At 55.3% G+C, this 13,903-nt stretch carries 16 protein-coding genes; 6 read left to right on the top strand and 10 right to left on the bottom strand.

The window, feature by feature from the left end:
• Window positions 1–810 precede the first annotated feature (810 nt).
• The gene (locus V7676_RS16675) at window positions 811–1,695 is read right to left on the bottom strand and encodes an ImmA/IrrE family metallo-endopeptidase (RefSeq protein ID WP_335660743.1); all 885 of its coding nucleotides are present in this window, start codon (window positions 1,693–1,695) and stop codon (window positions 811–813) included.
• Complete coding sequence (locus V7676_RS16670) at window positions 1,695–2,018, bottom strand: helix-turn-helix domain-containing protein (RefSeq protein ID WP_335660742.1); 324 nt, start codon at window positions 2,016–2,018, stop codon at window positions 1,695–1,697. The genes V7676_RS16675 and V7676_RS16670 overlap by 1 nt, the downstream gene beginning before the upstream one ends.
• Window positions 2,019–2,150: 132 nt before the next feature.
• Between V7676_RS16670 and V7676_RS16665 the strand changes: the two genes are divergently transcribed.
• The 4 genes from V7676_RS16665 to V7676_RS16650 are packed head-to-tail and all read left to right on the top strand — an operon-like array spanning window position 2,151 to window position 5,269.
• Window positions 2,151–2,384, top strand: coding sequence for a DUF2188 domain-containing protein (locus V7676_RS16665; protein ID WP_335660741.1), 234 nt, complete (start codon window positions 2,151–2,153; stop codon window positions 2,382–2,384).
• A gap of 23 nt (window positions 2,385–2,407) precedes the next feature.
• Window positions 2,408–3,733: a nucleotidyltransferase domain-containing protein gene (locus V7676_RS16660; protein ID WP_335660740.1), complete on the top strand. Its 1,326-nt coding sequence runs from the start codon at window positions 2,408–2,410 to the stop codon at window positions 3,731–3,733.
• Window positions 3,730–4,209, top strand: a complete 480-nt coding sequence (locus V7676_RS16655) for a hypothetical protein (protein WP_335660739.1) — start codon at window positions 3,730–3,732, stop codon at window positions 4,207–4,209. The genes V7676_RS16660 and V7676_RS16655 overlap by 4 nt, the downstream gene beginning before the upstream one ends.
• A complete protein-coding gene (locus tag V7676_RS16650; protein ID WP_335660738.1) occupies window positions 4,148–5,269 on the top strand; it encodes a CBASS cGAMP-activated phospholipase in 1,122 nt (373 codons plus the stop codon). The genes V7676_RS16655 and V7676_RS16650 overlap by 62 nt, the downstream gene beginning before the upstream one ends.
• A gap of 203 nt (window positions 5,270–5,472) precedes the next feature.
• Here V7676_RS16650 and tnpC read toward each other — a convergent pair whose 3' ends face one another.
• The 3 genes from tnpC to tnpA form a co-directional block, all read right to left on the bottom strand.
• Window positions 5,473–7,008 carry an IS66 family transposase gene (gene tnpC / locus V7676_RS16645; protein ID WP_442955460.1) on the bottom strand — a complete coding sequence of 512 codons (1,536 nt, stop codon included), beginning with the start codon at window positions 7,006–7,008 and terminating at the stop codon, window positions 5,473–5,475.
• Between the two features lie 62 nt (window positions 7,009–7,070).
• Window positions 7,071–7,418, bottom strand: a complete 348-nt coding sequence (tnpB, locus tag V7676_RS16640; protein ID WP_335660737.1) for an IS66 family insertion sequence element accessory protein TnpB — start codon at window positions 7,416–7,418, stop codon at window positions 7,071–7,073.
• Complete coding sequence (tnpA, locus tag V7676_RS16635) at window positions 7,415–7,840, bottom strand: IS66-like element accessory protein TnpA (RefSeq protein ID WP_335660736.1); 426 nt, start codon at window positions 7,838–7,840, stop codon at window positions 7,415–7,417. The genes tnpB and tnpA overlap by 4 nt, the downstream gene beginning before the upstream one ends.
• Before the next feature lie 12 nt (window positions 7,841–7,852).
• Here tnpA and V7676_RS16630 point away from each other — a divergent pair, with 12 nt between their 5' ends.
• Window positions 7,853–8,041 (top strand): hypothetical protein, encoded by a 189-nt coding sequence (locus V7676_RS16630; RefSeq protein ID WP_335660735.1) that lies wholly within the window; start codon window positions 7,853–7,855, stop codon window positions 8,039–8,041.
• A gap of 12 nt (window positions 8,042–8,053) precedes the next feature.
• On the opposite strand, the gene V7676_RS16625 is transcribed toward V7676_RS16630, so the two are convergent.
• From V7676_RS16625 to V7676_RS16605, 5 genes are all read right to left on the bottom strand, one after another.
• Window positions 8,054–9,373 (bottom strand): MvaI/BcnI family restriction endonuclease, encoded by a 1,320-nt coding sequence (locus V7676_RS16625; RefSeq protein WP_335660734.1) that lies wholly within the window; start codon window positions 9,371–9,373, stop codon window positions 8,054–8,056.
• A complete protein-coding gene (locus tag V7676_RS16620; protein ID WP_335660733.1) occupies window positions 9,374–9,787 on the bottom strand; it encodes a very short patch repair endonuclease in 414 nt (137 codons plus the stop codon).
• Window positions 9,788–9,829: 42 nt separating this feature from the next.
• Complete coding sequence (gene dcm / locus V7676_RS16615) at window positions 9,830–11,053, bottom strand: DNA (cytosine-5-)-methyltransferase (protein WP_335660732.1); 1,224 nt, start codon at window positions 11,051–11,053, stop codon at window positions 9,830–9,832.
• Window positions 11,054–11,246: 193 nt separating this feature from the next.
• Window positions 11,247–11,840: a mobile mystery protein B gene (locus tag V7676_RS16610; RefSeq protein ID WP_335660731.1), complete on the bottom strand. Its 594-nt coding sequence runs from the start codon at window positions 11,838–11,840 to the stop codon at window positions 11,247–11,249.
• Window positions 11,837–12,304 carry a mobile mystery protein A gene (locus V7676_RS16605; RefSeq protein WP_335660730.1) on the bottom strand — a complete coding sequence of 156 codons (468 nt, stop codon included), beginning with the start codon at window positions 12,302–12,304 and terminating at the stop codon, window positions 11,837–11,839. The genes V7676_RS16610 and V7676_RS16605 overlap by 4 nt, the downstream gene beginning before the upstream one ends.
• Before the next feature lie 812 nt (window positions 12,305–13,116).
• Between V7676_RS16605 and V7676_RS16600 the strand changes: the two genes are divergently transcribed.
• Window positions 13,117–13,903, top strand: a 787-nt coding sequence (locus V7676_RS16600) for an ArdC family protein (RefSeq protein ID WP_335660729.1), incomplete at its 3' end; no start/stop codon positions are given.

Here is a 13,903-nt window from a genome sequence, read left to right as displayed (position 1 = left end):
TTCCGCAAATTGATTTCATTGATAGCGCGATGCTATGCGATTGAATGTCAGCTTCCGCCAATTAGCATCCCTATTCTGTTGAAAAACTCATCACTGACCTTCCTACCGCGAATTTTCAGCAACAATGGTTCGGACGAGCAGCCGTTCGTGAATCATTCCTGCAAAGGCAGACGGTATGAGCTTTGAATGTTGTCTGAGAAAATTGCGCACGGAGTTTTTCAACAGAATAATCCCAAAAGCTGCCAGTCAGCAAACCAGCCACTTGTTGCCGTTCAATCCGGGCGGGCACCCAAGCTCCCCATACAAGGCAAGGTCCGTCAGAGCGCAAAAGCGTCCTTGGCACCATCAACCTCCAAACACGGGTTTAATGTCTCAAAGGGGAGATTTTGTGCTAGTTTTTCGATTCAAAATTAGCACATTGATTAGCACACCAGCGCACAACTTTAATATTATATATATTTAAAACAAATAATTAAGTATAATTTAATTTGATAAAAAAGGGATTCAAAATCCCGTTCCGCAAGGAGTGTGGGTTCGATTCCCACCGCCCGCACCATCTAAATTAGCAGGCTCCGATAAGCCCACCGCACGGTGGGTAGGAGCCTGCATTAGCGGATCGCTTGGGGATGCACGTCCCGCGCTCCGCTTTCGCGAAATGACAATCGAAGGGTATTGTCATGCTGGCCTCAGAAATACCGCACGGGATTTGGCCATCGCCACAAAATTACGGCGCGAAGCGGCATTTGGGCCTTTATGAGTACTTGAAGTGCGCGCTATCGGTCAAAATTGAGTGATATGCACGAGTGTTACTTATCGCGTCATCATGTGGTCGAATGTGTCGGCTTCGCCTTCGTCTTCCTCCGACGGCCATGGTGGCGCAGCGCCAAGGTGCAAGAGCGTATAAGTCTTATCATAGCGTTCCGACATAATCGTTTCTTCGGCGCAAGGTTCTTTCAACCAAACGAAGGAAGGATGCTCCGCTCGACCCTTGCTATTTTCTAGCAGATGGGGCTGTGCGGCGAGCGACTCTGTAGGTAACGGAACTGGCCGGACATTGGCGGTTTTTATGTAGGCTCCGGACCGTAGCGCTTTCGGGCTGGACCGTGACCAAAGTATAAAACCATCTCTTGAAACCACAAAAAGAGTGCGTTGTTCGCTGAATTGAAGCCAGCGGAGCGTTGCCGCTGACAGAGACACGCCGTAGCGATCAGCACAGGCTCCTAGCTGGTCGAACGTCGGTCGGCTTCTCGGGGGGGCCTGTTTTGCAAAGTCGTCGCGTGGCATCAAAAGGCTCGCTGCAAACTCATTGGCCTGTTGCTCGATCTGGCCGTATTCGCTGTCCCATTTTGCCATATCCTCGGCGCTGCATTGCAGGCCGTTGGGAAACTGATTTCGGTGGACAAGGTAATGGCCGAACTCATGAGCCAAGGTGAAATTAATCCGCCCAGGAGACTTGATCGCTGAATTATAGATGATACCCCATCCCTTCTTACCGGGAGGAGCTTTGTACAGGCCGCCTTCAAATCTTCCGAGGTCATCCCCTTTCAACATAGTAACTGGGTCGTCGGGAAATACTTGGTGTGAATAAGCTTTGGCCAGCGATTTGACATCAATCGGAAACCGATCATCGCCGTCACGCGCCTTGAGAACAAGTGTCAGGTCGATAGCCCAGCGTTGCGGCGACTTATCTTCCATTATTCCTCGTCGTCCCACATGTCTGTGATCTTACGGATTTTTTGGCGGGTTTCGTCAGGCAAGTTGCGGTACTTGCGATAGAATTGGGCATCGACGGCGTCTTCAGCCTTCAACTCGTTCTTTTCGTCCATAAGATACTCGATTGTGACGCCGAGCTGTTCAGCAATCCTCGACAGTTTTTCAGCCGATGGTCTAGGCGGATTTTTGTTCTCCAGTTCCCATATGTAGCTCTTGCTGGAACTCGTGAGCTCAGCAAGCTTATCGAGCGTCAGCTTCTTCTCCTTACGCAGATCGCGAATCTTATCGCCCAGGACATTGGCCATAAACGGTCTCCTTCAAAAGTTCGGTATAGGCATACTTTAACTTCTTGACTTCCGATTTTCAAGCATTATATGCTGTTCGGAGTAGGCGCACTTATTATACGTCTTAAATATTAGTTGAAGGAAAAATCCGAAATGACCAAAGGCCCCAAAACGCACCACGTAGTTCCCAACCCCGATGGCGGATGGGATGTGAAGCGAGGCGGCGCAACTCGTTCGAGTAGCCACCACGATACCAAGCGCGATGCGATTGATCGCGGCCGCGAAATTAGCCGCAACCAGTCTACCGAATTCCGTATCCATAACCGTGACGGACGAATCGCTCAAAGCGACAGCCACGGCAAAGATCCACATCCGCCAAAGGGCTGACTTTAGAAGCGCAGGGAAACCCGATGAACACCGAAAAAATGATCGAAGTCGCCCGTGCACTGGGGCCTATAGAGGCCGCGCTAATGGATATCGCGCGCTCACTTCAGTTGACCCCGAGTATGCACGACGAAGCAACAAGGAGATACGAAGCGCTTGCGCGGCATGTTGATCGTCCTGGGAGTCCGTTAGAAGGGGACGTCGACGAGGTTTATCCTTCGGGCAGCTTTGCAATTCATGCGGCAATCCGTTCGAAAATCAAACGCGATCAGCATGATGTCGATGCGGTGATCGAGCTTGTCATCCCTTCTGAAACCGACCCAGATTTAGTGCTTGACCGGTTATACGGCGCAATCGTCAACACGGATGATGAACTTTATCGCGGGTTAACGGTGGAGCGTAACAGTCGCTGCGTGACCGTGCATTACTCTGATGGGGTAACGGTAGACCTTATGCCAGTCGTGCGCCTTCCCGCGACGCCGGAACGCGTATCGAAACTCTTTCATCATAAGCCTGAATCGGGAGAAGCTTACACGAAGGAAATTAATCCTGATGGGTTCGCGCGCCATTTTAATCAAACTGTGGAGATCAGTTTGGAGTTCGCGCGTCGGTTTGAGGCGCGGCGGCTCTTGGTTGATGGGCAGCTTTTTGCAAGTAATCCTGTCCTCGTGGAGAAAGCGGCTACACAGCCGATGCCTGAGCATATGCCTCTCGAACGCAAATCACCTCGTGTGGTTGCCCTTCAGCTTCTCAAGTGTTTCCGCGATAAGCGCTATCGCAAGCATGGGGACCACGCTGGTCAACGCAAGCCGCCATCTGTTGTCATGGCTGCCCTGGCTCTCGATGCGCCGCAAGTCGGAGCTTCCCTAACTGATGAATTGCTTACCGTAGCAACCACCATGCGGGATGCCATCATCGAGGCAGACAGGCATGGTCGGCTTTTAGATGTTCGCAACCCCGCATACCTCCCAGACCAGTTTACGGATCGTTGGCCGGAAGATCGCGAAGCGCAGAGACTTTGGGCGGCTGACCTTCGTCATCTTGTGGACGAGCTGAAGGAACTGCGCCGAGAAGGCTTTGACCCCATGCGTGTAAAACGGGTATTCGATGATCTGTTCGGAGCGACGATTGCGGATCATGTTCTTAAAGAGCACGCTAAGGCGCAAAATAATGCTGTCCTAGGTGGCGCTTCACAGATGACGCCAAGTGGGCAATTGCAATCTCCGGCAACCAGCCCGCGTCACCCTGCGATTTCAGGTGTAATGAACGCTGGTGGTCTTGGCCTTGGGGTCGGCCTCATCACGCCCGTTCGCGCAAACACGAGCATGGGTGGCGAGATCCCAGACGGATGACCTTGGACCAGCAGATCGAAGATATGGCGCGCGAGTTACCAACTTGGGTGTGCTCGCGCATCGATGATCGTACGGCTAGTTGGCAAGGGACGCTTCAGCCTTATGAGACACCTCACACAGTCCGCATCGAACATTCTGTGCCATTGGTAATCGAATACCGCTCGCTTCTTTATGTGCAGCCTTTGGTCGAGGTGGTTGAGCCAGCACTTCAGCGGCAGGAAGATGCTGAAGAGGGGCCCCTTCCACATGTGTATTGGCGTCACCCCCGCGTGGAAAGAGCCGGTCCATTTCTCTGTGTTTTCGATGCGGATGCTCGTGAATGGACGCTCAGCGATCCGCTTTCGCGAACGACCGTCCCGTTCGCATTGCATTGGCTCCAGTCCTACGAGCTTTGGCTCGCCACAAAGAAATGGCTTGGCCTTGGCCGCCACGCCGGAAAGGAAAGTACAGGTGCAAACTTCTCTAGATTCAAGTAACCTGGCGCCGTTGCCATCCGGTATTCGCTCAACCGGGATAAGGCAGAATCTGCGGCCACAACTGCCTTGGAATGACGAAGAGTTTCGGATTCTTTCCATAGACGGTGGTGGGATACGGGGTATTCTTCCGGCGAAAATTCTTGATGAATGCGAACGGCATTTTCTCAACGGTTCAACTGTGGCATCTTGCTTTGACATGATCGCTGGCACCTCTACCGGAGGCATCATTGCCATGGGCCTGGGCGCTGGAATGCGGGCCTCAGATATACTCGCGCTTTATACAGATCACGGTGAGGAAATCTTTCCGCCTGAGCTCCCGCCGGAAGGCTTTGGAGGGTGGTTTGCAAAGTTGGGCAAGCAAGGGCGCGATTTGCGTCGTGTAAGGTATAATCCAGATGCGTTACGGGCTTTATTGGAAAGAAACTTTGGTGCAAAGAAACTCGGTGACTCCGAACGCCGCTTGGTCATTCCGACGTTCGATGCGCACACGAAAGTTAATGTACTAAAGACGCCGCATCACCCGGATTTCCGCAGAGACTGGTCGAATAGAATGGTAGACATTGCGCTGGCGACGTCTGCAGCCCCGACTTATCTGCCACCTCATCGCATCGGATCGCAATATTACGCAGATGGTGGAATCTGGGCGAATAACCCAGTCATGTTGGCACTAGTCGATGCTCTAACATGTTATGACCTTGATCGAAGAAAAGTGCGAATTCTATCGCTAGGATGTGGGTCTGGAGAGCTGCGTATGACTGAGGAGCAAATCGAGCGCGGCGGGCAATGGCATTGGCGCGACATTATCTCTGTAGCGATGGATTTGAGTAGTCAAAATGCGGATGGTCAGGCTGGACTGCTGATAGGCCGCGACCGCCTATGCCGTATTGATGAACCGGACCAGATTCGGCCAATACCTCTAGATGATGTGGTGGCCGCAAAACAAATTTTGCCGGATGCAGGACAACGTCTGTTCAACGAGCGTAAGGCCGAACTCGCTGAATTCTTTGGTTCGTCCCGTCCAGTTTATGAAGCGTTTCACGGCTCTAGGTGCGGTCAGTAAAGTGGATGTGGGTTTAGGGCGTTTGTTGAATAGGCCGAAACTTGACGTTTCGCGAGCGCTCTCTTTGTATTTTCTGCATGCTGCTCCGGCCACTACCACTTTCTATGACCCAGTAATTTATTGCGTCGAATGGCTACTTCAGCGAACAAATGAGAATTTCGCGAATGTCCTAAAAGGCGTAAGCGTGGCCTGTGGGACGCAGGTCAGGCAGCTTCGGCGATGGGTTCGTTGATTGGCGGCTGCCAGTTCCATGGCATGAGCTCATCCCATCGCGAAGCGGGCCAGTCGGCTGCGATTTTGGCGATGACATCGGTGATGTAGGCCTGCGGTTCGAGCCCGTTCATTTTGGCGGTCTCGATGACGGAATAGATCGTAGCGGCGCGGTCACCGCCTGCTTGGGAGCCCGCGAACAGCCAATTTTTCCTGCCTATCGCGATGGGACGGATAGCGCGCTCGGCGATATTGTTGTCCATCTCAAGCTGACCGTCATCGAGGAAGCGGGTGAACGCTATCCATCGCTTGGTGCCGTAGCGAATGGCTTTGGTCATGACCGATTTTGGCGAAAGCTTGCTGAGGGCGTCGTCGAGCGCGGCACGAAGCGCCGTTACCAGCGGCCTCGACCGCTCCTGTCGGGTGCTTCGTCGAATATCGGCGGACTGGCCGCGGATCTCGGCTTCGATGGCGTAGATCTGGCCAATCCGGTCCAGCAGATTGGTGGTGAGATCTGTCGGTTGTTGTTTGTGCCGTTCGAACAGCTCGCGCCGGAAATGGGCCCAGCAGGCAACCTCCAATATCCGTCCATCGGTGTAGAGGCCATTGAAGCCGGAATAGGCATCGGCCTGAAGGAAGCCGGTAAACCCGGCAAGCTCGCGCTGGGGGTGGATACCGGCGCGGCTGGCGGTGAACCGATACCATGCGAGCGGCGGGGTGGCACCGCCGGAGGCACGATCATCGGCGACATAGGCCCAAAGCCTGGCAGTCGCAGTCTTGCCGCTGCCGGGAGCGAGAACCTTCACTGGCGTATCGTCGGCATGAAGCTTGGCCGCTTTGATCCCTTCCTCGCGGATCCGTTGGACGATCGGATCGAGCAAATACGCGGCTTGACCGACCCAACCGGCCAAGGTTGAGCGATCGATCACGACACCCTGGGCGGCCATCATCTCAGCCTGGCGATAAAGCGGCAGATGATGATCAAACTTGGCCACCGCAATATGGGCGACCGTGCCGAACGTTGCCTTACCGCGCGCAATGGGCTTGGGCGGTGCTGGTGCCTGAACGATCTTCTCGCAGGCACGGCAGCTATACTTGGGCCGGACATTGCGCACGACCCGCCAGCTAACCGGCACGACATCGAGCATTTCGTCGGCATCAATGCCGAGACGGCGAAGCGCGCCGCCGCATGATGGGCAGGTGCAAACGCCGGTTGCAGGCTCATGAACGATCTCGTCGCGTGGGAGATGTGGCGGCAGCGAACGGATCGGTGATAGGTGCTCGGGCTTTGCGGTATCAGGCGCGCTTACATCGGCGACAGCCGCTTCGGCCTCATATTCTTCGAGCGCCAGCTCAAGCTGTTCGATCTCCCGGGCCAGCTTCTCGGACGAGGTGCCAAAGGTCATCCGGTGAAGCCGTGCGAGCTGGGCACGGAGCAACTCGATTACACGGTCGCGGGCATTGATCTGGGTCTGCAGGCTGACAATCTGCGCATCTTTGTCGGACGATGAAAAAGCCTTTTGCGCCACGTCCGATCACTAGCGGATCAGCATACCGAAAACCACAAAAAACGGCGGTATCGCGCCGATTATTAGCCTGCCAGTGCGGGCCGCAAGGTGCGCTGCGGACGGCGCCAATCGACACCTTCGAGCAACATCGAAAGCTGGCTTGCCGAAAGATGTGCGGTGCCAGTCTGGCTCATCGGCCAGACGAACCTACCGCGGTCGATCCGCTTGGAGAACAGGCAGAACCCCTGGCTATCATACCAGAGCAGCTTGATGAGATCGCCCCGCCGACCTCGGAAGACGAAGACCGCGCCAGAATGCGGGTTCTGCTTCAGGACTTCCTGCGCCATCACGGCCAGCCCGCACATGCCCTTGCGCATATCTGTCGCGCCGCAGGCCAGCCAAACCTTCGTCGCTGGTGGCAGCGCGATCATCGCTCCAGCGCCGACAGCACGCGTCTGAGCGCTTCTGTATCGACAGAGGCATCAACGTTCAGTCTCACACCGCTGGGCATCTCGATCGCGATCTGGCCCGACGGCGTTGGAAATTGCGATGGCGATTGTAATGGCAATAACGGCGCCGTCGTCATCGGATCGGCGATCCTCACCTCGGCAAAGGAAACGCTGGTGCCCGCCGCAGACTGCGCCAGCGCCTTCGACGGCCGATCCATCAGCAGGCCTGCCATCGCGTTGCGACGCCAAGTGTAAAGCAGCGCGCTCGTCACCTCGTGCCGTTCCATCGCCTCGCGAACCGATCCGCCCGGGCCGAAAGCGTCGCGTAGCATCGCCAGCTTCTGCTCCACCGTCCAGAACCGGCGCCCCGACACACGGGCAATCACTTCGATCCGACCAGTCATACGACTGCTCGTATGACCACTCACATCCGTTCTGACTTCATCATCCACTGCGCAGCTCCGCCCAAAGATGACGAATATCGCAGCAATCTCATCATCGGCAAGGCGGCCTATGCGCCTCGCTTACTAAAAGGCAATACAGCAGAACAGCCATTGTTGCTATTTTGCCAAAATTTTCAAGCCGATTGCAGAGTAAGCGCTTAAGATGCAGCCATTTCAGAACTGCACATGTTCGTGCTGCTGGTAAAGCTGTGTCAGGCCAGCATGAGCGACGCGAAATTGGCTGCGGCGCTTGATCTTCGGATTCGCCGATGACGCGTTCTCCATCTTGACCGCTGGATCATAGTAGATTGTACCTGCAGCGAACGCTTTGAGAAACAGCAGGAAGTCCGTCTGTTCGCACAGAAGAATATGTGCGCCAAAGCTGTATTCTGGTGGCGGAGTTTGAAACAGGGAAGGGACATAGGCCGCCTGTGCGTGCTTGCGGTTCCAGTGCGCCATCATACCTTTGAAAGACCAGGACGCCGCGATTTCCTCGTCGACGTCAATCAGGTTCAGGCCACCATCAAGATCGGTGATCTTGCCGGTATCAGTATCATAGCCGGTCAGTGTCATACGAAGTCCGGTCATCGCATGGTGCTGGCGCTGGCAATCGTAGCGACCCCCAAAGTTTATGCGATCAGGCTTGCCGGACTGATCCGGGTAGCCAAACCTGGTCATGAATCCGGCAACACCTTCGGTGCGATAGATACCGCCGGTAGGCTCAGGCGTCATCAGCGTGACCGGTGACTTCGGTCTGAAATTCACGAAGTCCCGGACGCCATATTGCTTTACTTCCCAGCCCATGAAGTCAGGCTCGGCATAGCCATTAGGTGTTATCCCCAGTTCCGCTTCCAGTGTGTAACCGCCGCCATTGCGGGCTGAATACGGCGTTTTTATACCGTCGGCTGCCAGCTTCTGGGATGCAATCCAGTTCAGTTGATAAATCCGCCGGAGCTCATTCAGCAGCCGGTTCCTTGGGCTTTCCAGCTGATCCATCGTCAGAGGGAGTTCAAGAAAGACGCCCACTGTTGGCCAGTCGTGCGCGTTGAGCTCGGCTGTGATGGGATCGTCTGCGGCGGAGGCATAACCCATTACCTCACCCTGGCGGGTGATGCCCAGAATAAGCATCCGGCCTGCATCCCTTACCCGCATTATTCCTGATGGTGCTGCTCTACAACCAAGTAGGAAGCCGGACATGCGAACTTCCGGATATTTCGGATAGAGGATGAGGCCGGTATTGGGCGCTTTGTGGCGTCCCGCTTGATCGATCCAGTAGAAATCGACAGCCGCCTTCGCGCGGTCGCGAACAGCACCAGCGATGTCAGCATCGTCCGAATAGATTTCTCCGTGCGGAATAATATTGAGCGCTGAAAAATCACCGCCGAGATAAACCTGATTCTTGGAATTGTCGTTGGGGGCCAGCTTTTTGGCATAGATGCGGGTCGCGCCATGATGACGCATCAGGTCGAGCAACTGTCCCAGTGATGCGACCAATTATCCGCCCCTGATTGTGATTGTCTGTTGATCTGCCTTTATCCAGGCGATCAGCGACTGCATAGCTTTAGTAAAGTCAGGTCTGGTCCGGCCTTTCAGTGCACATTCCCAAACCGTTGATACGTGCCAGCCTGTCTTCAGTAACGCAATTTCGGCTCTTTGATCATTGGCAACATTACGGCTTAGCTTCGCACGCCAGAAATCCTGCCGGGTTGCTGGCCACCGGAACAGGTGGCAATCGTGCTGATGCCAGAAGCAGCCATGCACAAAGACGACTGCTTTGTAGCGAGGAAAGATCAGGTCGGGCTTTCCTGGCAGGTCTTTGCCATGCAATCGGTAACGCAGTCCTGCCGCATGCAGCGCCTTACGGACCAAAAGTTCGGGTTTTGTATTGCGACCTTTGATTGCTGCCATGTTTCGGCTGCGGGACGCGGCGTCATGGACGTCTGTCACGCCTCAGGCAGCTTCGCGCTGCCGGACCGGCTCAACCAGAGCCCTGATGTGCGGTTGCATGATCCGGGCGACTGCCTCGAACACCGGGACCGCCACCGAATTGCCGAACTGCTTATACGCCTGCGTGTCGGACACGGGAATGCGGAAATCGTCGCTATACCCCATAAGCCGTGCGCATTCGCGCGGCGTCAGGCGGCGAGGGTTTTTCTTCCGGCCCTGACTGACAAGTATCTCCGACCCGTCTTTATAGTAGCGGGCAGATAGTGTGCGGGAGACGTCGTCCGGTGTGACCAGACCAAAGCCAAAGCCGTTACCAGCCGCTTTGTGTTTGGCCGCATAGCCTTGCAGATACTGCCAGAGCTTGTCGCTCAGCGTGTATTTGCCATTCACCGCCGCCGCTGAACCGAGCGTATAGGGTTCCTCGGCTTTCTCGGACCCGTCTTCGGCGTGCAGGATACTCCTGAGGCGGACGCTGCCTTTTCCAGCGAGTTTCAGATCGTCCCAGCTGAACGGGACATCTTCACGGAACCCGACAATGATAATGCGCTCGCGGTGCTGGGGTACGAAATGCTGAGCATCGATGACCTTGTGCCAGACCTTGTAGCCCAGTTCTTTCGTGAGAGTGTCAAGAATTACCTGAAATGTGCGCCCCTTGTCGTGCCCCGTCAGGTTCTTGACATTCTCAAGCATAAAGGCAGCTGGTCGCTTTACTTTCAGAATACGCGCCACATCGAAAAATAGCGTACCCTGCGTTTCATCCAGAAAGCCGTGCTTACGTCCCAGCGAGTTCTTTTTGGAAACGCCTGCGATGGAGAAGGGCTGGCAGGGAAAGCCTGCCAGCAACACATCATGATCCGGAATCTCGTCGGTTCCGATCTCAGTGATATCGCCGTGGGGCGGGTGATTGTCGCGGAAATTGGCAGCATAGGTCTGCTGCGCATATTTGTTCCATTCCGAGGTAAAGACACAGTGGCCGCCAATGGCGTCAAAGCCCTTGCGGATACCGCCGATTCCGGCGAACAGATCGATAAAGTTGAACCGGCTGCCTGCCTGGTCAGCAGGCGCTGCCTCAGCCATGGACCGCATCAGGCCGATTGCTGCTGCTCTTGGCTTGCCTTCACCGGCTTCCCATCGCTGGACCTGGCGCGAGCTGTAACCTGTCATCAAAGCCAGGTCGTCCACAGAGAGACCGGCGCGAATGCGAAGAGCAGTAAATTGGTTTATCATATCACCTCTGGGTCATTTTGCGACATAGTGTCGTTATCTGTCCCAGAGATCAAGCTTTTTCTTAGGTAAGTTCATATTTTGTTCTGGCGGGATAGCTTTCAGTTGATCCTCAGGCAAGCCACAAATTGTCTTGCCGCAGGGGCTTGGTAATCATTGGCTGGCTGCTCATGATATTTGATCCGTTTTCTGCCGGTTAGTCTCGCGCAAATTTCAATAGGGGTTCGATGTCTTCACGGTCTGCTGCCTGTAATGCTGCGATATAGGCTTTGCGGGTTTCGCTGGCATTGGTGAGGCTTGTGCGCCCCCATGTAAATGGGGGCTGGCCCAGTTGCATCGCGAGATAATCTCCTGCCATGCGGGAATGGCGTCCATTGCCGTTGGGGAAGGGATGAATGGAGACAAGCTGGTGGCTGAACCGGACCGCGATTTCATCGGGCGGGTAGGTTTCATTTTCTACCCAGAACCGGACATTATCGACAAGCTGGCGCATTTCTGTCGGGATCAGGTAGGCCTCAATCCCGATGTTGCGCGGGCTCTGGCGATATTTGCCTGCCCATTTCCAGACCTGCCCGAACATCTGTTTGTGCAGTTCTTTCAGGAATGCGTCGTCAAGTATATCGGCCTTGCGCTTTCGTCCATACCAGCGGCTTGCCTCGGTAATGTTGATCTGCTCGGCTTCGTTCAGCTCGCTGCGCAGCGTGACATAGGTCGGGATCAGCTGTTCACGCTCCTCCTCTGTTAAAGGTGTATTGGCTTCATCATCACCATCAAACAGCGGATCGGTCATTCATCATCCCACAGCTTGCTGATCGGCTCTGCCAGAATGTCCCTGGTTATGCGTTCGAGCTCTTCTTCCATTTGCGTCTTGGTCATCGACTGATTTTCCAGAAGCATTGCGTGTGACACGGTTCCAATCTGGCCGCGGGCTTTGCTTCGCGCACGATCCTCGACGATTTGATCGAGCGGCTTATTGGGAACAAATGCATAAACCAGCGTGCAATCCAACGCTTCAGCCGCTTCTTTTAGCGTTTTTAGCGTGGCTCCGCCATGTGCTTCGGCCCGTTCCAGCGGGGTAATACGCGACTGGCTAACGCCCAGTCTGCTGGCAAGCTGACGGCTCGACATGCCCAAGGCATCGCGAATGGCACGTATCCAGCCGGTTTTGGGGCTGGTAAGGTCGGCATCGCGCAGAAACCCGAGACGTTTATCGAGGTTTTTGCGGGCTAGCGCGGATTGCTTTGCATTTGACATATTCTATCTCCGGCGCTTTTCTAACACTCATATATGTTCAAATCAATAATTATTGAACATATTTAGGTATTAGATATTGTGATAATTGAGCACATATAGATATTTGATTATGAGCGTGCCTTGATATGAAACCGCCAATCTCTGGGGCTGGACTGTGAGGTTTTGTATCATGCAGATGAGCGTGGTTTGTTTCCTGACAGAGGCAGAAGGTTCCAGGAACATTGTCTGAACTTATGTTTTGGGGAAGGCCTTCCCCTGAGCCGGAGCCGCTGCGCTGTCTCCGGCTACCCCTTCTGCGGGGACACCCCGCAACGCCCCGGATAATGAGCGGGATTTTTTAAGGACGCACTCTTTCCCGCTGCGCTCCTTGAGGGTGCGGCTTCTTTGTTCTGACCCGCAGGCACTCTTGCCTCTCTCCTTGCCCGGTGGGCGCTGGCGCACTTTCGCGCGCGCACACCACCGCGCGGCGTCGCGCCGTGCAAGGGTGCCGTTCTTATTGGGCCGCTTCGCGGAGGGGCAGAATCGCGATTGTTAGCGATTGATATGGACGGCGCGGGGGCGCCGGCGTTGTTTTCCGGCACCAGAGAGACGGTGTGGGCGGCGCTCCCGGCTAGGCCCGCCGCGCTCAGGCGCAACCCCGCCCTTCGGGCGGGGTCTTCCACTTTGTTTCAGCCCAGCGACTGCTTTTCAATGCAGTCAAATAAGCAATTCTGTGCGCCTGACCGCTTGATGCGGGCCTTTCTGGTCGCTCTTGCCGCCCACCCCGCCTCTCCGGGGCCGGTTGCGGCAGTTTTGGGGTGATGGAGGCGGTTATGTTGCATGAAAATTCTAAGGCCAGTGAAAGCGGAACGGGCAGGAAAGCGAAGGCTAAGTGCGGCTTTCGCGCAGCGCGCAAGACGCACCGACGCGGTAATGCCGCGCCGAAGGTGTCTCTTTATGATGAAGTGACCGCGCAGATTATCGCGCAGCTGGAGGAAGGGGTTTTTCCTTGGGTGAAGCCTTGGAACGCTGGCAACGCCGTAACAGGATTGCCGCGCAATGCGATTACGGGGCGGCACTATTCGGGTATCAATATCCTTATTCTTTGGGGCGCTGTCATTGATGGCGGCTATCCCTCGCAGGATTGGCTGACATTCCGGCAAGCCTTGGCCGCTGGCGGATGCGTCCGCAAGGGCGAGAAGGGCCGGACAGTTTTTTACGCTAACCGCTTCACGCCCGATGATGACAAGAAGCACGAAGGCGAGGGCGACAAGCCTCGCTCCATTCCATTCCTCAAGCGCTTTACCGTGTTCAACGCCGCGCAGTGCGATGGCTTGCCCGAGCGGTTGATCGCCGAACCCGCGCCCTTACCGCAGCGCGAATTGCACGATCAAGCCGAAGCTCTGATTGCGGCGACCGCAGCGGACTTTCGGACGGGTGGAACGAAAGCCTTCTATAATGTGGGCGCGGATTATGTGCAGGTTCCCCCGCAACCCGCCTTCACGTATCAAATCGACTATTACCGCACGGCCTTGCATGAACTTGGCCATAATGCCGTAACCGGGATTATGCCGCATAGCCTCCACTGGGGGTTTAATTTCCGGGCTTTGACCATGCGGC

The organism is Parasphingorhabdus sp., from assembly GCF_036963805.1.
GTDB lineage: Bacteria > Pseudomonadota > Alphaproteobacteria > Sphingomonadales > Sphingomonadaceae > Parasphingorhabdus.
This window is presented reverse-complemented; position numbering and strand designations above follow the sequence as displayed.